15 protein-coding genes are annotated in these 21,211 nt (G+C 70.6%); 7 read left to right on the forward strand and 8 right to left on the reverse strand.

What is annotated here, in order from left to right; genetic code table 11:
• Positions 1–42: 42 nt before the first annotated feature.
• Both KQY30_RS33245 and KQY30_RS33250 read left to right on the forward strand, forming a co-directional pair.
• Complete coding sequence (locus KQY30_RS33245) at positions 43–1,515, forward strand: MFS transporter (RefSeq protein ID WP_217310235.1); 1,473 nt, start codon at positions 43–45, stop codon at positions 1,513–1,515.
• A complete protein-coding gene (locus KQY30_RS33250) occupies positions 1,512–2,243 on the forward strand; it encodes a TetR family transcriptional regulator (RefSeq protein ID WP_217310236.1) in 732 nt (243 codons plus the stop codon). Before KQY30_RS33245 ends, KQY30_RS33250 begins: the two co-directional genes overlap by 4 nt.
• Positions 2,244–2,246: 3 nt before the next feature.
• Here the strand turns inward: KQY30_RS33250 and KQY30_RS33255 are convergent, their stop codons facing one another.
• Entirely contained in the window at positions 2,247–3,986 is a 1,740-nt protein-coding gene (locus KQY30_RS33255) for a TIGR03767 family metallophosphoesterase (protein ID WP_217310237.1), read from the reverse strand.
• 489 nt (positions 3,987–4,475) lie between these two features.
• Between KQY30_RS33255 and KQY30_RS33260 the strand changes: the two genes are divergently transcribed.
• Positions 4,476–5,027: a DUF6630 family protein gene (locus tag KQY30_RS33260; RefSeq protein WP_217310238.1), complete on the forward strand. Its 552-nt coding sequence runs from the start codon at positions 4,476–4,478 to the stop codon at positions 5,025–5,027.
• Between the two features lie 45 nt (positions 5,028–5,072).
• Here the strand turns inward: KQY30_RS33260 and KQY30_RS33265 are convergent, their stop codons facing one another.
• The 3 genes from KQY30_RS33265 to KQY30_RS33275 are packed head-to-tail and all read right to left on the reverse strand — an operon-like array spanning position 5,073 to position 9,376.
• Entirely contained in the window at positions 5,073–6,374 is a 1,302-nt protein-coding gene (locus KQY30_RS33265) for an FAD/NAD(P)-binding oxidoreductase (RefSeq protein ID WP_217310239.1), read from the reverse strand.
• Positions 6,371–7,861 (reverse strand): FAD-dependent oxidoreductase, encoded by a 1,491-nt coding sequence (locus KQY30_RS33270; RefSeq protein WP_217310240.1) that lies wholly within the window; start codon positions 7,859–7,861, stop codon positions 6,371–6,373. The genes KQY30_RS33265 and KQY30_RS33270 overlap by 4 nt, the downstream gene beginning before the upstream one ends.
• A gap of 18 nt (positions 7,862–7,879) precedes the next feature.
• Positions 7,880–9,376 (reverse strand): FGGY family carbohydrate kinase, encoded by a 1,497-nt coding sequence (locus tag KQY30_RS33275; protein WP_217310241.1) that lies wholly within the window; start codon positions 9,374–9,376, stop codon positions 7,880–7,882.
• Between the two features lie 528 nt (positions 9,377–9,904).
• Between KQY30_RS33275 and KQY30_RS33280 the strand changes: the two genes are divergently transcribed.
• Both KQY30_RS33280 and KQY30_RS33285 read left to right on the forward strand, forming a co-directional pair.
• On the forward strand, positions 9,905–10,909 hold the full coding sequence (locus KQY30_RS33280) for a hypothetical protein (RefSeq protein ID WP_217310242.1): 1,005 nt from the start codon (positions 9,905–9,907) through the stop codon (positions 10,907–10,909).
• Positions 10,910–11,168: 259 nt separating this feature from the next.
• The gene (locus tag KQY30_RS33285; protein ID WP_217310243.1) at positions 11,169–12,698 is read left to right on the forward strand and encodes an amino acid permease; all 1,530 of its coding nucleotides are present in this window, start codon (positions 11,169–11,171) and stop codon (positions 12,696–12,698) included.
• A gap of 123 nt (positions 12,699–12,821) precedes the next feature.
• On the opposite strand, the gene KQY30_RS33290 is transcribed toward KQY30_RS33285, so the two are convergent.
• The 3 genes from KQY30_RS33290 to KQY30_RS33300 form a co-directional block, all read right to left on the reverse strand.
• On the reverse strand, positions 12,822–13,700 hold the full coding sequence (locus tag KQY30_RS33290) for a glycoside hydrolase family 75 protein (RefSeq protein ID WP_217310244.1): 879 nt from the start codon (positions 13,698–13,700) through the stop codon (positions 12,822–12,824).
• A 96-nt stretch (positions 13,701–13,796) separates the two neighbouring features.
• Positions 13,797–14,291: an NUDIX domain-containing protein gene (locus tag KQY30_RS33295; protein ID WP_217310245.1), complete on the reverse strand. Its 495-nt coding sequence runs from the start codon at positions 14,289–14,291 to the stop codon at positions 13,797–13,799.
• Positions 14,292–14,553: 262 nt separating this feature from the next.
• Positions 14,554–16,746 (reverse strand): discoidin domain-containing protein, encoded by a 2,193-nt coding sequence (locus KQY30_RS33300; RefSeq protein ID WP_217310246.1) that lies wholly within the window; start codon positions 16,744–16,746, stop codon positions 14,554–14,556.
• Positions 16,747–17,106: 360 nt separating this feature from the next.
• Between KQY30_RS33300 and KQY30_RS33305 the strand changes: the two genes are divergently transcribed.
• Positions 17,107–17,892 carry an SDR family oxidoreductase gene (locus KQY30_RS33305; RefSeq protein WP_217310247.1) on the forward strand — a complete coding sequence of 262 codons (786 nt, stop codon included), beginning with the start codon at positions 17,107–17,109 and terminating at the stop codon, positions 17,890–17,892.
• Between the two features lie 141 nt (positions 17,893–18,033).
• Here KQY30_RS33305 and KQY30_RS33310 read toward each other — a convergent pair whose 3' ends face one another.
• The gene (locus KQY30_RS33310) at positions 18,034–18,873 is read right to left on the reverse strand and encodes a TetR/AcrR family transcriptional regulator (protein ID WP_217310248.1); all 840 of its coding nucleotides are present in this window, start codon (positions 18,871–18,873) and stop codon (positions 18,034–18,036) included.
• A 232-nt stretch (positions 18,874–19,105) separates the two neighbouring features.
• Here KQY30_RS33310 and KQY30_RS33315 point away from each other — a divergent pair, with 232 nt between their 5' ends.
• Positions 19,106–21,175 carry a SpoIIE family protein phosphatase gene (locus KQY30_RS33315; RefSeq protein WP_254407443.1) on the forward strand — a complete coding sequence of 690 codons (2,070 nt, stop codon included), beginning with the start codon at positions 19,106–19,108 and terminating at the stop codon, positions 21,173–21,175.
• Positions 21,176–21,211: the final 36 nt, after the last annotated feature.

The following is a 21,211-nucleotide window of genomic DNA, read 5'->3' on the forward strand; positions in this document are numbered from 1 at the left end:
GCTTGATTCCGCACCCTCGATTCCTCACCCGTACGGAGAGAGATGACCGAAGCGCGAGAAGCGATATCCGGCCCCGACGCCCCGCACCACCCCCGGTTCCTCGTCGCCGTCCTGGCCTTCTGCGGGGTGGTGGTGGCGGTCATGCAGACCCTGGTCGTACCGCTCCTGCCGCACATCCCCGCACTCACCGGAGCCACCCCCACCGCCGCGAGCTGGCTGGTCACCGTCACCCTGCTCACCGGTGCCATCTGCACCCCCGTACTCGGGCGTGTCGGCGACATGTACGGCAAGCGCCGGGTGCTCCTCGTGTCCCTCGGCGTGCTGGTCGCCGGGTCCGTGCTGTGCGCGGCCAGCTCGCAGATAGGGGTACTGATCGCCGGGCGGGCGCTCCAGGGCGCCGCGCTGGCCGTCGTACCGCTGGGCATCAGCATCATGCGCGACGAACTGGCGCCCGCGCGGGTGCTGCCCTCGGTCGCGCTGATGAGTTCGACCCTGGGCATCGGCGCGGCCGTCGGACTACCGGTCGCCGCGCTCGTCGTGGAGCACTCCGACTGGCACACCATGTTCTGGGCCTCGGCCGGGCTCGGAGTGCTCGACATCGCGCTGGTGCTGCTCTGCGTACCGGAGTCGCCGCTGCGCACCCGGGGCCGCTTCGACACCCTCGGTGTCCTCGGGCTCTCCGCGACGCTGGTCTGTCTGCTGCTGGCGGTCACCCAGGGCGGCGGATGGGGCTGGACATCCGCCCGTACCCTCGGACTTCTCGCGCTGTCGCTGGTGACCGGACTGCTCTGGGGCCGGTACGAGCTGCGCTTCACCACCCCCATGGTCGACCTGCGGGTCTCGGCGCGGCCCGCGGTGCTGCTGACCAATGCCGCCGCGCTGCTGATCGGCTTCGCCTTCTACGCCAACTCCCTGGCCACCGCGCAGATGGTGCAGGAACCGACGAGCACCGGTTATGGACTGGGCGCGTCCATCGTGGTGAGCGGGCTCTGTCTGCTGCCCGGCGGGCTGACGATGGTCGCGCTGTCCCCGGTGTCGGCCCGGATCTCCGCCGCGTACGGCCCCAGGACCACGCTGGCGCTCGCCTCGGCCGTGATGGTGGCCGGCTATGCGGTCCGTTTCTTCACAAGTCACCAGCTCTGGACGATCATCCTCGGCGCGACGGTCGTCTCGGCGGGCACCGCCATCGCCTACTCGGCGCTGCCCGCGCTGGTGATGCGCGCGGTGCCGGTGAGCGAGACCGGTGCGGCCAATGGCCTCAACACCCTGATGCGGTCGGTGGGTCAGGCGTTCTGCAGCGCCGCCGTCGCCGCCGTACTCACCCGTGTCACCTTCGAGGCCGACGGGCGCACGGTGCCCACCCTCCACGCGTATCTGCTGGTCTTCCTGATCGCGGGCGGCGCGGCGCTGCTCGCACTGGCCGTCACGCTGTGTCTGCCGGCGCAGCGGATCACAGTCCCGGGTACCGTCGGGCGGGACGACCGGACGGCGTCGCTCGCCCAGGAGGGCACATGAACGGGCAGGCAGCGGGCGGGATCACCGACGACGGCGGATCACCGAGCGGATCTTCCACGGGGGCGGGAGCGGAGGCGGCGGGCCCGGATGCGGCCGGGGGCCCGGACGCGGGCTCCGGGGCCGAGGCCGGCTCCGGACAGGCCGGTACCGGGCCCGAGGTCGGCTCCGGGCCCGAGGCGGGCACCGGGCGCGCCGCGATTGTGCGGGCCGCGCGGCGTGCCTTCGCCTTCCGCCCGTACGCCGAGGTCACCCTGCGCGGGATCGCCGCCGAGGCCGGGGTGAGCGCCTCACTCATCGTCAAGCATTTCAGCACCAAGGAAAGGCTGTTCAACACCGTCGCCGACTTCGGGCCCGCGGCCGACCTGCTGTTCGCGGCGCCGCCGGAGTCGCTCGGCCGCCATCTCGTACTGACCGTGGTCCGCAGCCGCCGCGAGCAGCAGGCGGACCCCCTGCTCCGCGTCGTCTTCGCGCTCGGCAACGACGACGAGCGTGTCCTGCTGCGCGAACGCTTCGGCGAGCAGATCACCCGCCGGCTGGCGGCTCTGCTGCCCGGCCGCGAACGGGCCCTGCGCGCCGAGCTGGTCGTCGGTCAGCTTCTCGGTCTCGGCGCCACGCTCAGCCTGCACCGCGAGGGCGCCAACGCACGGGCCACGCCGGAGCAACTGGCCGCGCTGTACGGCCCGTCGCTCCAGCGGCTGATCGACGGCTCTTCCGGCTCTTCTGACTGATCGTCAGCGAGTGATCAGCAGCTCGGTGTTGCGGTCCATCAGCTTGCCCGCGGGCGCGGTGGTCGAGCCGGGCGCGTTGTGCGCCAGCTCCCGGTAGAGCGCGGCCAGTCCGGTCTGCGAGAGGTCCCCGAAGTCCGTACCGTGCGGCGCCGCCGACTCGATCAGCGTGGTGAACAGGGACAGCGTGCCGTCCCTGTTGTCGGTGATCTCGATGATCCTGGCGAGCTGCGGGAAGTCGATGTGCGACGCGGTGGTGATCTCCCAGAAGGAGCCGCGCGGATTGATCGAGTTCCGGTGGCTGTGACCGTTGACCCAGGCCAGCACCGACCGGTGCTTGTTCAGCAGCTCCAGGACCTCTTCGCCGTTGTGCCGGGTCTCGCCGGGACGGGCCGGGTCCGGGTGGGTGTTGGTCATCGTCCAACTGTTGTGATGGCTGAAGACGACGACGTACTCGTCCCGGTGCTCCTTGAGCCGCCGCTTCAGCCAGGCGAACTGCGCCGAGTCGAGCGAACCGGTGAAGTGCCCGGCCCGGTCGGTGGTGTCAAGGCTGATACCGGTGATGTTCTCGCCCATGGAGAAGGTGTAGTAGAGCGTGTCGCTGTCGAGATTCGCCTTCGTGTAACCATGGCCGATCGGACCCGCCCCCACCCGCGACGGGTCGAGATGCGCGGACACGTACTCGCGCGGGCCGAACGGCGCCCGGCCCGGGTCCGGGGTGATCGAACGCATCGAGCGCTTCGACTCGCGCAGCAGATCGATCAGTTCACCGCCGCCCGGCCGGCTGCCCTTCGCCAGGATCTTCGACAGCGTCTTGGCGTCACCGTTCGAGATGTCGTACAACTTCCGTGCCCCGACGGCGAATTCGGCCAGATAACCGGTGCGATCGGCGATGGCGCCGCTGGCCAGGCTGTCATGGTTGCCGACGGTCGAGTACCAGGGGAGCCGCAGACCCGGGCTGTTCACCGAGCGGATCGCGGCGTCCAGGAAGCCGTCGATCTGGGGGAAGCCGTACTCCTTGTCGGTGTCGCGGCGCGAGTCCTCCGGATGCCAGAACAGCCGCTCGCCGGAGTTCTGCACGCCCTCGTACCGGCGGCTGTCGCCCGTATTGGGAGAGATGCGTCCACCGCTCATGACCGTGAGGTACCAGTCCAGCTCCGCCAGGGAGTTGTTGTCCGTGTTGTCGCCGGTGGTCACGGCGAAGGTCAGCGGCGCACCGGTCGCGGGCCCCGACCTGATGGCGTTGATCTGCTCGATCAGGGCCACCGCTCCCGGGACGGTGAGCGCCTCCTGGGGCCGCCACCCCGACACCCCCTGCGAGCGCAAGTACTCGGTGCGCACCGGATGCTGAACGTCCGTCAGATGCATATCGGTGAGCTGCACGAAGGAGCTGAGCACCGTACGCCGGGCGGCCCGGCCCGCCCGGGGCGCCGCCAGGGACTCGCGTACGACCCGGCGCCAGCCGGGTCCGTCGCCGAGCCGCCGGAAGGCCGCCGAGGAGTCGCGGGGCGCGGCGACGGTCTCCAGCGTCGTACGGGCCGGAACGCTGCGCGTGGGCGAGGCCGCGGGGGTACGGGGCACCGGCACCGAGGACGCGGTCGCCGCTCCGGGCGCCGCGGCGGCCTCACCGGGACCGCCGCCCGCGCCGAGCGCCAGACCGATGCCCGCGGAGATGCCGACCGCTCCGGTCGCGGTGAGGAACGAACGGCGGTCGACTGCGGCGACTGCGGAGCGTATGCGTGTCATGGGTGCGGTCTCCCGAGTGCGAGCGCATCAGCAAGAGCGCCGGGGGACTGCCCCCTGGCTACTCCTTGATGTTCGGCACACGGCGTGGCCTGCGCGTGAACGACATTCCAACTGCGAACACCCATCACTGCACAGGGATCACCCGCGTCGGCGAACCGTCGTCGGGTCCATGACCGCAGGACGGAAGCCGGTCACTCGGTGTTCACCATGAGGGGAAGCGGGGCGTCCGCAGCGTCACACTCCACCGGTCGGACCTGTCCGTCGGCTCCGACGCCTCCGCCCTGGGGCCGATCTTAACTTCTGCTACGGCTCTCGCCGGGGTGTGGCCGTCGCGTGGAGGACTCCGTGACCGGCCCGTTGTCGTACCCCCGTGGCAGAGTCTTCGACGGACCCGGCGCGACACCGCGTCGAGCCATGGACGTATGCCCGTACGTCCGTATGCCCCTGGGTCACCGTGCCCCGAGCCGATCCCGAGCAGGAGATGGCGTCATGCCCGACCGTACGACCCCCGTCGCCGAGGCGCTCGCCGAACTGGCGGAGCTTCTCGCGCCCGGCCGCCCCGCCGTCACCGAGGAGGTCCTGCTGGCGTACGAGGACCCGGAGACGTATGTACGGACGCATGCCGGGCGGCTGGACGAACGGGGGATCGACGAGCCCGTCGACGACCTCGCCTGGATCGCGCTCGTCGATGCGCTGACCGCGCAGGGGCTGCTGGCGGAGGTCGACTGGAAGGAGAGCGGCGAGGAGATCAGACGTCAGGTCCGCGCCCTCGAATCCCGTCCGGCCACGGATCCGTGGTCACTCGCGAGCAATGCGAACAAGGCGGATGAGGCGGACGAGGCGGAAGCGCTCGACACGTACGCCTTTCTGACTCACTACGGCGCGCTGCATCTCGACGTGGGCACGGCGCTCGCGGTGCTCGACATCGAATCGGACTGCTATCCCCTGGTCCTTCTCCCGGCGGCCCGCGCGGCCGAGCTGACCCCGCTGGCCCGGCGTGCCGGATTCGCCGCGGCCGTCCTCCGGCCGGACACCACGTAGGGCCTCTCGTTTGGATCTTGCTGGGCTCGATCCAGACGAAAGACCCTAGCCCGCCGTGATCACGACCGGGCCGCCGTGCGGGTCCGCGCGGTCTATCCAGTCGGCCGAGGCGTACAGCGGACGGTCCGGCACACTGCCCCGGCGGAGCCGTTCACGGTGCAGGAAGCGGCCGTCCTGGGAGATGAGCAGCGCCGACAGCCGCCCGGCGGTACGGGTCGTACGGAGCGTGAACCGGCCCAGCGGCGGACGGGGGCCCCGGGGGTCGATACGGTTCGGCGCGACCCAGCGCAGCGGCGCGTCCACCTCCACCGGCACCTGCCCGCCCGGCCAGCCACCGTCCGCGAGATGGCGGAGGACGGGTCCGGCGACCAGCCGGCCCTCCCGGGCCGCCGTACCCGCCGGTTCCACGGCGTGCAGCAGATTGCCCACGGCAAAGACCCCCGCGGCGGCCGTACGGAACGCGGTGTCGACCGCCGGGCCCCGGGTGCCGCGGTCCAGTTCGATCCCGCCGAGCCGGGCGAGTTCATGGTCGGGGATCCAGTCGCCCGTGAAGACGACCGTGTCGCAGGCGACGGTCGTCGTCCTGCCGTCCCTGTGCCGCAGCGTGACCCCCGCCAGCCGGCCCCGGCCGATCAGTCCGGTCACCGTCGTCCCGGTGAGCAGCGGAACCCGGTGGTGCAGCCGGGTGCCGAGGCCCGATGCCCAGGAGGTCTGGTGGCGCGGCTGGTCCGTGACCATGGCCGCGATCTCGACCCCAGCGCCCCGCAGGGTACGGACGGCGGAGTAGCCGACCGGTTCCGCGCCCACGACCAGCGCCCGTGTCCCGACCCGCTGATGGCGCAGATGGACGGCCTGCTGCAACTCGCCGGTGGTGAACACACCGGCCGGCCGGGTCCCCGGCACCAGTCGTGCGCTGCGCGGGCGTTCGCGCGCGCCGGTCGCGAGGACGACCGCTCCCGCGGTGACGCGTTCGAGCCCTGCCGGGCTGGTGGTGTCCAGGGCGAGAGTCCCCCGGCCCGGCTGCTCCGCCCAGCCGGTGACCGAGACTCCGGTACGTACGGTGGCGCCCGCACCCGCCGCCAGCTCGCACCAGTGGCGCGCGTACGCCGGGCCGCTCATCGGACGCCGCAGCTCGCGCAGCCCGAATCCCGAGTGGTAGCAGTGGCGCGGGACACCCCCGGCCTGCTCCTCGCGGTCGACGACCTCGACCGTGCCGGCGCCCGCCGCGGCCAGCCGGGCCGCGGCCGCCAGCCCCGCCGGACCGGCGCCGATCACCAGCACATCGACCGTACGCGTCCGCCGGCCGGGCCCGGGGACGGCCAGACCGTCCCGGTTCGTCGCGCTCATGGTCCGACCTCCGGCAGCAGGGACGACGCGCCGCTTCCGGACACACCGGAGGCGGCGGGAGCAGCGGTACCGCCCGGACCACCGGGGCCGCCGGCCGCTTCAGGGCTGAACAGCCCGCGCACGGCCGCTCCGCAGTAGAACCCCTGGCACCGGCCGCCCCGGGCGCGGGTGCGCCGCCGCAGCCCCTCGGGCGTGCTCGGCGGGATCGTACTCGCGAGCGCGTCACGGATCTCCCCTTGGGACACCCGCTCGCAGTGGCAGACGATTCGTCCGTACTCAGGATCGGCCGCGATCAGATCGGCGCGCTGGTACGGGCGCGGAAACGCCTCGCCGATGTTCGGCATCCGTACCGCCGGGCGCTCGCGCGGCTCGCCCAGCTTCTCGCCGGCCTCGGCGAGCAGCTCCACGACATGCGCGGCGATCGCCATCGACGCCGTCAGCCCGGTGGAGCGGATACCGCCCACGGTGACATAGCGCTGGTCGGCGTGGCAGCGGATCCGGTAGTCGGATTCCTCGGTGGCGGCGCGCAGCCCCGCGTAGACGGCGGTGACCTCCTCGTCGAGCAGCTCCGGCAGGATGCGCTCGCCCCTCTCCCGCAGAAAGGCCAGCCCCTCCGCGGTGGAACCGGTCGCCGTCCTCTCGTCGAGATCCTCGGCGGTCGGGCCGAGCAGTACGTTCCCGTACACCGTCGGCGCCACCAGCACTCCCTTGCCGAGCGCGGTCGGCACCGGCAGCAGGATGTGGCGGACCAGGCCGCGGGCCTGTTTGTCGAAGACCATGAGCTGACCGCGGCGCGGTGTCACGGTGAAGTCGGCGTGGCCGAGCCACCGGTCGATCTCGTCGGCGTGCAGTCCGGCGGCATTGACGAGGATGTGCGTACGCAACGGCCCCCGGCCGGTGCCGAGTTCATGCGGCGCTCCGCTGCCGACCCCGGTCACCGGGCAGTTGAGATGCAGATCGACGCCGTCGCGGACGGCCTCCGTGGCGTACGCGAGCGTGGTCGTCCAGGGGCAGATGATGCTCTCGCCGGGGACGGCCAGTGCGCCCAGCGCGCCGCGGCCGAGGTGCGGTTCGAGGGCGTACAGCTCGTCGGCGCCGATGAGCCGCGTTTCGTGGTACTCATTGCGCTCCGCCTTCTCCACCAGCCGTGGCAGGGCGGCGAGTTGCTCCTCGTTCCAGGCGACCAGCAGCGCGCCCACCGGTTCCACTGGGATGCCCGCGGCGGCGGCATAGGCGGCCAGCCGGCGCTGTCCCTCCCGTACGAGCCGGGACTCCAGCGAACCGGGTACCGCGTCGAAACCGGTGTGCAGGATCGCCGTGTTGGCCTTGGACGTCCCGTCCCCGACATCGCCGGACGCCTCCACCAGCGCGACACGCAGCGGATACCGGGACAGTTCGCGGGCGATGGCGGCGCCGACGACTCCGGCGCCGATGACGACGATGTCGTACACCTCGTCCGGCAGCGGTCCGGAGGTCGTGACAGCCATGGTGCTCCAGTTCCCGGCTCAGGGTCTTGTGGTGGGCGGGGGAGTACGGGTCAGCAGCGCGTCCACCGCCGAGCGGAAGACACCGAGCCGGTCCGCGGCCTCGGCCCGGCCGATACGCGGCTCGTAGATCGCGGAGGGCTTCCACTCCGGTACGACCTGACCGGGCGTCAGCCCGGGATCGAGGCCGAGCCGCGCGAGCGCGCCCACGCCCAGTGCCGTGATGTCCGGCCGCTTCGAGACCTCCACGGGCCTTTGCAGCAGGTCCGCCTGAGTCTGCATCAGCAACGACGACCGCGTCAGACCGCCGTCGACGCGCAGACCGCCCAGCGGCACACCGAGATCGCCGGCCACCGCGTCCGCCAGCACCACGACCTGGGCGGCGAGCCCCTCGCACAGCGCGCGCACCAGATGACCCGCGTTCGTGTCCAGTCCCAGACCGCTGATCGAGCCACGCAGATCGCCGCGCCACCAGGGCGCCGCGAGTCCGGCGAGTGCCGGTACGAAAGTGACTCCGCCGCTGTCCGGTACGCCCGAGCCGACCGTGTCCAGATCGGCCGCCCCCGAGATCACCCCGAGCCCGGCCAGCCAGCCCACCGCGGACGCGGCCGTGAGGACCTGTCCGTCGAGGCAGTAGCTGGTCCGCCCGCCGAGCCGCCAGGCGACACAGCTCACCAGCCCCGATGTCCCCCGGAGCGGCCGGCCGCCGGTCTGCGCGAGCAGGAACGCCCCTGTGCCGTAGGTGCACTTGGCGGATCCCGGTTCGGTCACGTTCTGCGCGAGGAGCGCTGCCTGCTGGTCGACGATCACTCCCGTCAGCGGGATCTCGCCGCCGAAGGCCGTGGTGGTGCCGACCGGTCCCGCCGTGTCGGTGATGCGGGGCAGCGCCTCTCCGGACAGCCCGAAGATGTCCAGGGCCTCCGGTGACCAGTCGACGAGGTCGAGGTCGAGCAGTCCGGTACGGCCCGCGGTCGCCGCGTCCGTGACGAACTCGCCCGTGAGCTGGTGGATCAGCCATGAGTCGCTGGTGGTGACGACCCCCTCGCGGGTCCGGTGCCGCCGGATCCAGGCCATCTTCGGTGCCGCGATGTACGGGTCGAGGGGCAGCCCGGTGAGAGCCCTCAACCGCTCGCCGTGCGAGGCGAGTTCGGTGCAGAGGGACTCGCTGCGCCGGTCGTGCCACACGATCGCGTCCGTCAGCGGCGTCCCGGTGACCGGGTCCCAGGCGAGCACCGTCTCGCCCTGGTTGGCCAGACCGACGGCCGCGACCGGCTCCGCCGCCTCGGCGAGGGCCTCGCGCCCCGCGTCCAGTACGGAGCCGAGCAGCACGGCCGGATCGATGTCCGCCACGCCGCCGGAGCCGTGCCGGGGAGGCGCCGGGGCCGACCCCGTACCGATCACGCCCCGTTCGGGGCAGATGACCAGGGCCTTGGTGGACGAAGTGCCCTGATCGAGGGCGAGCACCGGCCGGCCGGCCGCGTGGGCGCGCGGACGGCTGGATCGCTGGACTGGCGGCATGTCCTGTTCTTCGGTTCGAGGGGCTGCGGAGCCTCGGGTTCGAGGGCCTTTCAAGTGTTCTTCGAGGTCTTCCGGGGCCCGGCCGGACCGGTTTTCCGGCCCCGCGGAAGCCCCGTACACGGGCGGGTTGATCGCTCAGCGAAAGCGTGGTGCAGGTCAGAGCAGGCGTCAAGGGTTCCAGGACGCCGCCGCGGAACCGGTTCCGGAGGGGCGTAACCTGCGTTGATCAACGGAGAGTTGCGAAAGATCAGCAAAGTGTTCGAGTGGACTCATCGCGCCCCCTACACTGATCGCCGCGGCGGCAGGCGTCCTTGACCGGTTTCGCCCTTGCCGTGGCCCACGTCAGGTCGGTGCCCGCGTACCGCCCACCGGACCGCTCCACCCCCCTCACCGTCCCAGAGGATCTATGACGACCATCTTCTCAGCCGGGGGCCTCGTCGGCCCTGCCTGGCCCCGTCGTTACGAGCGGTCCTCGGCCGCCCGGGCCTCGTACCCCGGATCCTCGGCCGCGCGGACGGATCCGAGCTGATGGCGAGCGACAACTTCCGCCCCGTCTACCATCCGGCGGGCCACGACAACGAACTGCGCGCGGCGGTACAGGATCTGCGCACCGGACGCTGGCTCGCGATGCGCAACCTCCTCGCCGGGACGTCCGACTGGGGCCGGTGGACCCAGCGGACCCAGATCCTCGCCGCCGTCGCCGCCGGTTCCGACGCCGTACAGGCCTGGCGCGCCGAGGAGCCGGAGAGCCTCGCCGCCACGGTGATGCACACCCGGGTCGTGGTGGAACGCGCGATACGGGCCCATCGCGACGGCCATACGCGCACCCAGGAGCTGTGGCAGCAGGCCTGGGAGGCATGCCGGAGCGCCACCCGCCACGCTCCGGACGACCCGGTTCCCTGGGTGTGCCTGCTGGCGCTGGCCCGGCTCGACGACCGGCAGCAGATGGACGAGCACCGGCTCGCGCCGCCCGGACCGATGCTGTTCCCCGGCCCCTGGGGCCTGCTGGCGGAGGCCGACAAGCGCGATCCGTTCAACCGCGAGGCGTACCACCGTATGCTCCAGTTCGTCTACGCGCGGAGGAGCGACGGATCGCTCTCGGAAGCGGTCAACTTCGTTCAGTGGGCGGCCTCCGCCGCGCCCAAGGGCTCGCCACTGCACGCGCTGCCGCTGTTCGTCAGGGTCGAGCGCTACCGCCGCGAGAACGGCCACGAGAAGGCGCTCGACCTCCACTGGGTCACCGAGGACGCGACCCGGGACGCCCTGCGCGCCGTGCATCTCTGGTTCGACCACGCGGACCTGGCCGAGGCGGCACTGCCCGATCTGAACCATCTCGCGCACGCCCTCTGGGGCTCGCTCCAATTCACCGAGGGGGCCAGGGTGTTCGAAGCGCTGGGCCCGTTCTACGCGACGGTGCCATGGGCGTACCGTACGCGGAGTCCCGGTGACGCGGCTCAGGCCGAGGACGTGTTCGTCCGTGCCCGCAGCCGCTGTCTCAGCAGCCGGGAGGGGCGGAACGGGCCGTCCGGCTGACCCGCCCCGCCGGGACCGTACGACGCGTCTCCGGCACGTATGCGCCGCACGGCACCACTCGTACGGCACCACTCGCACGGCTCTCCTGGCACAGCACTCGCACAGCACTCGTACGGCACCACAGACATCACAGGCACCACCCGTACCGCACCACCCGCACGGCACCATCCGTACCGCCGCACCATCTGTTCGCTCCTGATCTCTCCTGTCAGTTCTCCTTCGTTTCCCTACTACAGGCGTTTCCCCGGAGGTACTTCCCGTGTCCGTTTCCCCACCGGCCTGGTCGAAGGCCGATCTCGTCCCGCAGAAGGACGAAGAGCAACGGCTGCGCGAACTGGGCTATCAGCCGGTTCTCGCCCGCCGCATGGGCGGCTTCGGCAACTTCGCGATCAGCTTCTCGGTCATCTCCATCCTCTCCGGATGCATGACCCTGTACGGATTCGGCATGGGCACCGGCGGCCCTTCGGTGATGCTCTGGGGCTGGGCGGGCGTCGGCCTCTTCGTCCTCTGTGTGGGCATGGCACTGGCCGAGGTGACGAGCGCGTACCCCACCTCGGGCGCGCTCTACTACATGGCCGACCGGCTCGGCGGACGCAAGTGGGGCTGGTACACGGGCTGGCTCAACCTGCTCGGACTGCTGGGTGCGATCGCCGGTATCGACTACGGCGCCGCGCTCTTCACCGGGGCCTTCCTGAACCTTCAGTTCGGCTTCGACCCCACGCCCGGCTGGACCATGGTCATATTCATGTGCATCCTGCTGCTGCACGCGACCCTGAACCTCTTCGGCGTCCGGCTGGTCAGTGTCCTCAACTCGATCAGCGTGTGGTGGCATCTCGCCGGTGTGGCCGTCATCGTCGGCGCCCTCGCCATCGTTCCGGACAGCCACCAGTCGCCGTCCTTCGTGTTCACCGAGTTCGTCAATGAGACCGGCTGGGAGAACCCGATCTATGTGGCGGCCATCGGCCTGCTGCTGGCGCAGTACACCTTCTCCGGATACGACGCCTCCGCGCATCTCTCCGAGGAGACCTCCAACGCCTCGGTGTCGGCGGCGCGCGGTATCGTCCGCGCCATCTGGGTCTCCTGGATCGCCGGCTTCGTGCTGCTCGCCGGACTCACCTTCGCGATCCAGGACTACGCGGGGACCCGGGAGAGCGCCACGGGAGTGCCGCCGGCCCAGATCCTGATCGACGCCCTCGGCACCAGCGGTGCCACGGCGCTGCTGCTGCTCGTGATCGTCGCGCAGCTCTTCTGCGGCAACGCCGAGGTCGCCGCCGCCAGCCGTATGGTGTTCGCGTTCAGCCGTGACAACGCCCTGCCGGGCTCGGCCCTGTGGCAGCGGGTCAGCAGCCGTACCCAGACCCCGGTGCCGGCCGTCTGGCTCTCCGTCGTCGTCGCGTGCCTGCTCGCCGTGCCGTCGCTGTACTCCACGACCGCGTACGGCGCGGTGACGGCCATCAACGTCATCGGCATCACTCCGGCGTACGCCATCCCGATCTATCTGAAGCTGCGCGCCGGCAACCGCTTCGAGCACGGCCCCTGGACCCTGGGCCGCTGGAGCAAGCCCATCGGCTGGATCGCGGTGATCTGGGTCGCGGTGGTCACGGTGCTGTTCTGTCTGCCGCAGTCCAACCCGGTGACCGTCGACTCGATGAACTACGCGGTGATCGCCCTGGCCATCGTGCTGATCCTGGCGACGGTGTGGTGGTACGTGGCGCGCAGCGCGTACAGCACTCCGCAGGCGTACGGCAACGCCCGCGAGCAGTCGGAGATCTCCGAGGGCATCGTCTGACGGACGAGGGTGGTGTGTGGTGGATGTGCCGTCCTGGGGTTTTCCGGACCGCACGTCCACCGCACACCATTCCCCGACCGCCGACGGCTCACCGGAGAATCGTTCATTCCTGAAGGGGAATCGTTAATTCTCCTGGAGGAACTGCTTCGCCAGTTCCTCGCCCTGACGGGCCGTGGTGTCCTGGTCCTCCAGGGACGGGACCTGCGAGTCCTTAAAAAGGATATACGTCACACCTTCTCCCACACCGCCCCTGCTGGGGTCGGTCGCGATCCCGAGGCCACGGGCCGCCGCGAACGATCCCTCGCCGATGATCCCCGGCGGACCCGTGTCCCCGACGACCGCGTACTGCACCCGGTCGCCATGGATGACAGCCGCGACGGACCCGCCGCTGATGCCTGAATTGCGGTAGTTCCAGATCCGGCTCGGGGTCGGCACGACGATGTACGGCAGTTCCTTGGCGTTCAGCGCCCTGCCGCTCGACTCCGTATACGACGTCGCACTCTGGAAGTACGGGTCGGTCCTCTTGTTGCAACGGTCCGTCACCTGGCCGTCGCAGTCGATGTCCATGTCCGCCTTCCAGAACACGGCCCCGTTGGCGTCGCAGACGGGTACCGCGGTAGGAGCGCTCTCACGGGTGCGGTAGAGGCCGTTGGAGATCTGCCGGCAGCGGCTGACCTTGGAGAGCAGTGCCGCCGCGCTGACCGGTCCGTCGCCGGCGGGCACGTCGCCCACCGGTTCGTCCCCGACGAGCCCGGGGTCGACGAGGCCGGGATCGACGGGCCCGGGATCGACGGGCCCGGCGTCGGCGCGCAGTTCCGGGGCGGGCGGCCCGCCCTGCGGTTTCGCGCCCGGTGGCCCCGGTACGCCGAGGCGCTCGGCCCGCGGCCCGTGCGGCGGCTCATCGGTGGGCTGGGCCAGGGCGGGAAATACGGTGATGGGAACGGCCGCGGCGGTCAGCAGTGCCGTACCGGCGGCGATAAGCACATAAGTGCGAGGATGCACGGGGTGATGCCTTTCCTGGTTCCTGGACTGGATGCGGGCTCCCGACGGCTCCTGGACGGCGTTCAGGGACAGCGAGGAGCCCCGGACCGATGCGGCCTAACGGCCGGGCGGAGGCTGACGCCGGTCGGTGCCTATGCACTCGCCCAGTCGTTCGAGGAACACTCGCTGTCCCGTTACCAGCGGTTCCACGGCGTCCGCCAGATCGAACCAGCCGACACGGTCCAGTTCCGGGAACTCACGCACCACACCCGACCCCCTGGGCCACTCCATGGTGAAGGTGCCGAACACGGCCAGGGCGGGATCCAGATCCCCCTCCACGGCCCATGCGGTGACGGTCTTTCCGCCGCGCCGGCGGGCTTCGCCGAGGGGGATCCAGGGCCCCTCGGGGACGGGCAGTCCCAGCTCCTCCCGGAACTCCCGGCGGGCGGCGTCCTCGGGCTCCTCCTCCGGCCCGAACTCACCCTTGGGGATCGACCAGGCGGCGGTATCGCGGCCCGACCAGTAAGGTCCGCCCATGTGTCCGAGAAGCACTTCGGTACCGGTGTCGCCGACCCGGTACAGGAGGAGTCCCGCGCTTCGTTTGCCCGACATGCCGTCAAGTCTCCGTGGGGGCGCGAAGCGTCGCCATTCGCGCGCCGGGGGGAGTGCGCCGCCCTACACGGGCACCGGACCGGCCGTCGGCCGGGAACGCCGGGGGCTCCGGCGCGGGATGACACGCCGGAGCATTGCGGTGACGCGCCGAGCCCATCGTATGAACGGTTGCGCCGAACGGCGCAGGGCCCGGCCTCCGTGGGGGGAGACCGGGCCCCTGTGTGCCGGGGGACCGGCGTGGGTCATGGGACCGACCGGGGGTTTACGGGAACGACGTGATGGTCGACGGGACCGTCGAGGTTCCCGAGGTCGGTGACCCCGTGCTGTTGATGACGTGGTTGTACTGGCCCATGCCACCGAGAGAGACGACCAGCAGGTCATGGAACTTCACACCGGGTTTCACCGGTGCCTGGAATCCGTGGTCCTGCTGGATGTTCGGGTCCGAGGTGTAGTTGCAGTAGCTGCCCAGACCCCAGCCCTCGTGGTTGTTGACGGAATCGGCGACCTTGTAGGCCGCGTATCCCTTGATGCTGCCGTTCTGGATCGCCGCCTGGTTGGGCGCGTCGTACGCCTTCTCGTTCTGGAAGAAGATCGTCCGGCCGTTCTCGCCGTACCATTCGACGTCGTACTTGTTGAAGTGCTCGACGAACAGACCGGTGGCCAGCACGTCGTCACCGTTGACGCGGACGCCGTAGTCCGCGCGGTTCGTCTCCCAGCCGACGCCCGCGCCATGGTCGGCACGCCAGACCCAGGTGTGGTCGATGATCGTGTCATCGCTGTTGATCACCATGCTGGTGGTGGCCTTGCCGGGGCCCGCGCCACCGATCCGGATGAAGACGTCCTGGACCGTGGTCGGGTTCGCGGAGTGGTCGGTGGCCGCGCCCGCCGGGCCGACCTCCAGCAGCGTCGGGGAGTTCACCGGACCGGCGTCGATCAGGAAGCCGGCCAGCTTCACGCCGTCCACATCGGCGACCTTCATCGCGGTCACCCCGTTGTCCGGGATGATCGTGGCGAGCCCCAGACCCAGGACCACCGTGTTGGCGCGGGTCACGTTGATGGTCTGGTCGACGTGGTAGACACCGGGCGTGAAGAGCAGGTTGAGCCCCTGCGCCAGCGCCTGGTTGATCGTCGCCGCGGTCGCGCCCGGCTTGACCACGTAGAACTGGTCGAGCGGCAGGGACTGGCCCTGCGGCGCGCCATTGCCCCAGGTGGTGCCCCGCGCGTTGGTGCGCTTGGCGGGGACGAACACCTTGTACGCGTTGCCGTCCAGGTACAGGAACGGCTTCTCCCGCGAGGTGGGCGTGTTGCTCAGGGTGGTGTACGGCGGGTTCGGGAAGCTCTGCGCGGGCGCGCCCTCGACCCCGGAGAACACCATGTTCCAGACGCCGTTGGTCCAGCCGCCGACGGAGCTGTCACGGGTGTACCACTGCTGCTGGGAGTACGGGCCGACCGTGCCGTCGATCTTGCTGTCGGCGATGTAGCCGCCACTGGCCCAGCCGTAGCCGTTGGGCGCCAGGTTGAGCCCGCCCTTGACATGCATACGACGGAACGGCGCGGCCTGCGCGACCGCCCAGCGGTTGGTGCCGCTGACCGGGTTGAGCGCGAGGTTCTCGGCGGAGCGCCAGAAGTTCTGGGTGGCGTTCCCGTTGAACCAGCCGGCGTCCACGGTCACATCACCGTTGAAGGTGGTGTCGTCGGGCGACAGACCGAGACCCGAGATCGAGGTGTAGAAGCCGAGCTGGGCGTTGATGTTGTTGTACGTGCCCGGCTTGAACAGGAACTGGTAGCGGCCGGAGCCGAACTGGTCGGCCTCCTGACGCTTGAAGACCTCGTCCAGCCTGCCCTGGATGTTCGGCGTCGACGGGTCGAAGACGATGACGTTGGGGCCGAGGTCACCGCCGCCCGGGATCGGGTCGCCGGTGCCGCCCGAGGTGCCGCCGTAGATCTGGAACTCCCACAGCGAGTAGCCCCACTGGGTGGCCCGCTGGGTGCCCGTCAGCTTCACGTAACGGGCGCTGCCCGAGACATTGAGCGTCTCCGTGCCACCGGGTCCCGTGGTGGTGGAGTACGCCTGGGTCCAGCCGTTGCCGTCGGTCGAGAACTCGATCTTGTACGCCTTGGCGTACGCGGTCTCCCAGTTCAGGACGATCTGGCTGACCGCGACGGTGGAGCCGAGGTCTATCTGGATCCACTGCGGGTCGGCAGCGGCGCTCGACCAGCGGGTCCCGGTGTTGCCGTCGTTGGCGCCGGTCGCGGGGGTGCCCGCGTTCTCCACGCTGGAGACGGTCACGGCCTTGCCCTGCGAGAGCAGGGTGGGCGCGGCCTGGGCGGTGGTGCTGGGAATGAGGAGCAGCAGCGAGGCGATCAGCGTGGCCGCGACGGAGGCGGCCAGTCCTCGCCGGCGTCCCGGAGCGGTTCTCCGGAACACCGGTGGAGTGAGCGGAGGAGCGTGCATGGGCAGGTCTCCTGAGTCATTCGGACAACGGGGCAGGCGGAGCGGGAGGGAAAGAAAGCCGGAGAGCGCTCTCTCGGTAGAGGAGATGCTTCTCTCGTGTTTCGGACACGTCAAGAGTTGTGCACGAGGCCGTCAAGTTCGGTTGTGCTGCCGACAACAAATAACGGGCGGGACGCGGTGATTGTCGGGTTTTGTGGGGTGACCGGGGCGTGTCGGGTGGGTGTCGTTTCAGAATCTGACGACGGGGGTGGGGTGCGTGAAACATTGCTACGAGATCCGGGTAGCGTCGATAACTGAAGGGTGTTAGCGTTGCTTCTGGGGGTGCGGATCGACGTACCCCGACCGGAAGGGAGCACTGTCATGCCTGAGAGCCCTGTGACTGACGCGAACGTCGCGAGCGTTGAGAACGGCACGCTTCCCGGGCCCCGGGTGGCCATCGTCACCGGCGGCTCACGCGGCATCGGCCGGCAGAGCGCCGAGCGTCTGGCGGCGGACGGGTATGCGGTCGTCGTCAACTACGCGGGGAGCGAGAAAGAGGCCGACTCGGTGGTCGAGGCCATCACCGCCGACGGCGGCCGGGCCATCGCGGTCCAGGCCGATGTCGCCGACGAGACGGCGGTCGCCGCCCTCTTCGACGCCGCGACCGAGACCTATGGCGGAGTCGATGTGGTCGTCCACGCCGCGGGCCGGATGGTGCTGTCGCCGCTGGCCGAGCTGGAGCTGGACGCTCTCGACGCCATGCACCGCATCAATATCCGCGGCACCTTCGTCGTGGGCCGGGAGGCGGCACGCCGCCTACGGAAGGGCGGAGCCATCATCAACTTCTCCAGTTCCGTGCTGGGTCTGGCCCTGCCCGGATACACCGGTTACGCCGCGAGCAAGGGCGCCGTCGAGGCGATCACCCTGATCCTCGCCCGCGAACTGCGCGGCCGGGACATCACGGTGAACGCGGTGGCGCCGGGGCCGACCGCGACCGCGCTGTTCCTGGACGGCAAGGACGAGGAGACCATCGCGCGGATGGCGGCCCAGCCGCCCTTGGAGCGTCTGGGCACTCCGGAGGACATAGCCGAGGTCGTCGCTTTTCTGGCGGGTCCCGGCCACTGGGTCAACGGTCAGATCCTGCGGGCGAACGGCGGCATCATCTGATCTTTCGGTCGCGCGATCCAGGGCGTCCGTGGTGGCCTGTGGGTCGCCGTGGGGCCCGTGGCGTCCGTGACGTTTCGGAAGGTCCCGGTGCGGGGGCCAGTGCGGGTGCGGGTGCCGACGGGAGGTGGTGCATGGTCACGGTTACGAGGAGCTGGGGGTGGCCGTCGGCGAGGAGACCGCGGCGTCCGGCGTGTCGGACGTGTGCGGGGCGCCGTGGACGTCGGGGATGTCGCGGCTGTCGTGGGTGCCTGGGGTTCCCGGGGTGTTCGCCACGCGCTGAAGCCACTCGGACAGCAGCGCGGCCTCGACCGCGGTCAGCGCCGAGGGCGGCGACTGGCGCAGCAGCGCCCCCAGCCGGGCCGCGGCGGCCGGGGTCTCGGTGCCGGGAGCGGCCGGAGCGGCGGACGCCCCGCCGTTGGGCACGGGGGAGCGCATTGCCTCGGGGGTGAACACGGCCGCGTGCAGGGAGTCCCGTACCCGCCGCGACATCTCGGGATCGGTGAAGGTGGCGGGCCGGGAGACCAGCATCAGTGCCACGCCCACATTCGCCGACATGATCATCTGGGCCGCCAGCTCGGGCGAGATCCGCAGCAGCCCGAGAGCCGCCGCGCGCTCCAGGTCGCGGGTGAGGATCCGGTGGGACTCCAGGGCCGAGGCGGGCGGCTTCCGCATCGCCGGGGAGTTCATCAGCCGGTACAGATTGGGATTCGCCACCGCGAACGCCACATGGGAGTCCCAGCCCTCGCGCAGGTCCGTGATCGGGTCCGCGCCCGGCTCATGCAGGCGCTTGGTCGCCAGATAGGCGTCGAAGCCATGGTCGACGACGGCGGAGAGAAGCCCCTCCTTGTCGCCGAACTGCCGGTAGAGCACCGGCGCCCCGACCTGGGCGGCGTCACAGATCGCCCGCGTGGAGATGTCGCCGTTCGGCGACTTCGCCAGCAGCTCGGCGGCCACCTCCAGAATGCGTGTTCGCGTGCTCATGAAGGGGATGCTACCAATTGGACGGTAGCGTTGCTATCGCGTAGGCGTATCTGTCGCTACGGGCTTGAGGCTGGGCGCGGGTTCGGGTTCCTCACATATGCATGATTCTGGATAGAAGGCCTCATATGTAAAGATTTAGCAAGAAAGGTTAGGCTTCTTGTTCGAACACATGAGCTTCGGCGACCGGGTGGAAGGGCGGCGGGGCTCCCGGCCCACCTCCGGAGCGGGGCGCATGGCAGCACGCAATCGGGACCGCAGCCGAGCGGCGATAGGCGCAGACGAGAGACTCGCGCTGAACCGCATGGGGAGTTTCGACTGGGATCTGGAAAACGGGATCCTGGAGCTCGACGCGGCAGCGCTTGAGGTGTTCGACCTGCGCCCGGACGAGTACGACGGCACGGCCGACGCCCTGTTCTCCCGGTCGCCGCGCGAAGAGCGGATACGGCTCAGAGCCGTCGTGGACGCGGCCGTCCGTGACGGCCGCTCGTCGTACGGCTCGTACTTCCGGTTGACCCGCCGTAACGGGGCGTACCAGTGGACCCACACCCGGGGCCGGATCCTCCGGGACGACGGGGGCCGCGCGTACCGCATCGTCGGAATCGTGCGTAACGCCACGGCCGAACTCACCGAATGCTCCACCCTGGCCGGTCCTCCGGAACTCGGCAGGCAAGGGCTGAACCGCCTGGTGCAGAGCACCACGGAAGCCCTGTCCAGGGCGGTCACCGTGGACGATGTCGCGGCCGTGCTGACCGGGGCGGGCGGGTTGGAGAGGTTCGGCGCCGACGGGCTGGCGCTCGGCCTCGTCGAGGGCGGCACGCTCAGACTCATCGCGCTGGCCGGGGAGTCCATGGAGGTCCTGGACGATCTGCGGCTGCACCGCCTCGACGGATCCCTGCCGCTCGCGGACAGCGTCCTCAACCAGCGGCCGCGCTTTGTCACCTCGCTGCGCGAGATGGTCATCGACCGCTTCCCGGGGCTGCGGCCCTATGTCGGCAGGCTCGGGTTCAACGCGGCGGCCTTCCTTCCGCTGGTCGCCCAGGCCCGCTCCATCGGCTGCCTCGCGCTCTTCTACCGGCGGCGCACCCACTTCTCGCCCGAGACCCGCACGATGTGCATGGTGCTGGCCGGGATCGTGGCCCAGTCGCTCCAGCGCGCCGTCCTCTTCGACCAGGAGCGCGAGTTCGCGACCGGCCTCCAGGCGTCCATGCTGCCCCGCGACATCCCCGAGTTCCCCGGCGCCGAGATCGCGGTGCGCTACCACGCGGCCTGGAGCGGCAGAGAGGTCGGCGGCGACTGGTACGACGTGATCGCCCTGCCCAGGAACCGGGTCGGGGTGGTCGTCGGCGATGTCCAGGGACACGACACCCATGCCGCCGCCGTCATGGGACAGCTACGGATCGCCCTGCGCGCCTTCGCGGGCGAGGGCCACGCGCCCTCGACCGTCCTGGCCCGTGCCTCCCGCTTTCTCGCCGAACTGGACACGGAACGCTTCGCGACCTGCACCTATGCCCAGGTGGACCTGTCGACCGGGATCGTACGAGCCGTACGGGCCGGACATCTCGGCCCGCTCATCCGGCACACCGACGGACGGACAAGCTGGCCCAATCTGCGTGGCGGGCTCCCGCTGGGCTTCGCCACCACCTTCGGGCAGGAGGACTTCCCCGAGACCCGGCTCGATCTCGTACCCGGGGAGACGCTGGTGCTGTGCACCGACGGACTGGTCGAGGAGCCCGGCCATGACATCACGGCCGGCATGGACACGCTCGCCGACATCGTCAGATCGGGCCCCGGCCCGGCCGGCTCGCTGGCCGACCATCTCTCCGACCGGCTCTGGGAGCGGTGGGGGACCGGCGACGACATGGCGCTGCTCGTCCTGCGCCGCAGGCCCGATCCCGGCACCGGCCAGGCGCCCCGGATCCATCAGTACGTCCATCAGGCCGACCCGGAGGGCCTGGTCGAGACCCGCGCCATGCTCCGCCAGGCCCTGGCGGACTGGGATCTGACCGCGCTGACGGACGATGTGGAGCTGGCCGCCGGCGAGCTGCTGGTGAATGTGCTGCTGCACACCGAGAGCGGCGCCGTGCTCACCCTGGAGGTCCTGCCCGACCCGGTCCGCCGCGTACGCCTCTGGGTCAAGGACCGCTCCAGCGCCTGGCCACGCCGCCGTACCCCCGGCGAGGCGGCGACCTCCGGCAGGGGCCTGCTGATGGTGGACGCGGTCGCCACCCGCTGGGGCGTCGAACCGAGAGGCGAGGGCAAGGCGGTCTGGTGCGAGTTCGAGTCGATAGGGAAGTGCGCCTGAGAGGGCGCGCCTGAGGATGCGAGGGCGCGGGGGCGC

The organism is Streptomyces sp. GMY02 (genome assembly GCF_019056675.1).
Taxonomy (GTDB): domain Bacteria; phylum Actinomycetota; class Actinomycetes; order Streptomycetales; family Streptomycetaceae; genus Streptomyces; species Streptomyces odonnellii.

What these genes read in the sequence shown, in the direction of transcription:
- KQY30_RS33260 (WP_217310238.1), top strand. Translation starts at nt 4,476, where the DNA reads ATGCCCGACCGTACGACCCCCGTCGCCGAGGCGCTCGCCGAACTGGCG.
- KQY30_RS33255 (WP_217310237.1), bottom strand. Translation starts at nt 3,986, where the DNA reads ATGACACGCATACGCTCCGCAGTCGCCGCAGTCGACCGCCGTTCGTTC.
- KQY30_RS33275 (WP_217310241.1), bottom strand. Translation starts at nt 9,376, where the DNA reads ATGCCGCCAGTCCAGCGATCCAGCCGTCCGCGCGCCCACGCGGCCGGC.
- KQY30_RS33270 (WP_217310240.1), bottom strand. Translation starts at nt 7,861, where the DNA reads ATGGCTGTCACGACCTCCGGACCGCTGCCGGACGAGGTGTACGACATC.
- KQY30_RS33295 (WP_217310245.1), bottom strand. Translation starts at nt 14,291, where the DNA reads ATGTCGGGCAAACGAAGCGCGGGACTCCTCCTGTACCGGGTCGGCGAC.
- KQY30_RS33300 (WP_217310246.1), bottom strand. Translation starts at nt 16,746, where the DNA reads ATGCACGCTCCTCCGCTCACTCCACCGGTGTTCCGGAGAACCGCTCCG.
- KQY30_RS33245 (WP_217310235.1), top strand. Translation starts at nt 43, where the DNA reads ATGACCGAAGCGCGAGAAGCGATATCCGGCCCCGACGCCCCGCACCAC.
- KQY30_RS33310 (WP_217310248.1), bottom strand. Translation starts at nt 18,873, where the DNA reads ATGAGCACGCGAACACGCATTCTGGAGGTGGCCGCCGAGCTGCTGGCG.
- KQY30_RS33305 (WP_217310247.1), top strand. Translation starts at nt 17,107, where the DNA reads ATGCCTGAGAGCCCTGTGACTGACGCGAACGTCGCGAGCGTTGAGAAC.
- KQY30_RS33280 (WP_217310242.1), top strand. Translation starts at nt 9,905, where the DNA reads ATGGCGAGCGACAACTTCCGCCCCGTCTACCATCCGGCGGGCCACGAC.
- KQY30_RS33265 (WP_217310239.1), bottom strand. Translation starts at nt 6,374, where the DNA reads ATGAGCGCGACGAACCGGGACGGTCTGGCCGTCCCCGGGCCCGGCCGG.
- KQY30_RS33250 (WP_217310236.1), top strand. Translation starts at nt 1,512, where the DNA reads ATGAACGGGCAGGCAGCGGGCGGGATCACCGACGACGGCGGATCACCG.
- KQY30_RS33315 (WP_254407443.1), top strand. Translation starts at nt 19,106, where the DNA reads ATGGCAGCACGCAATCGGGACCGCAGCCGAGCGGCGATAGGCGCAGAC.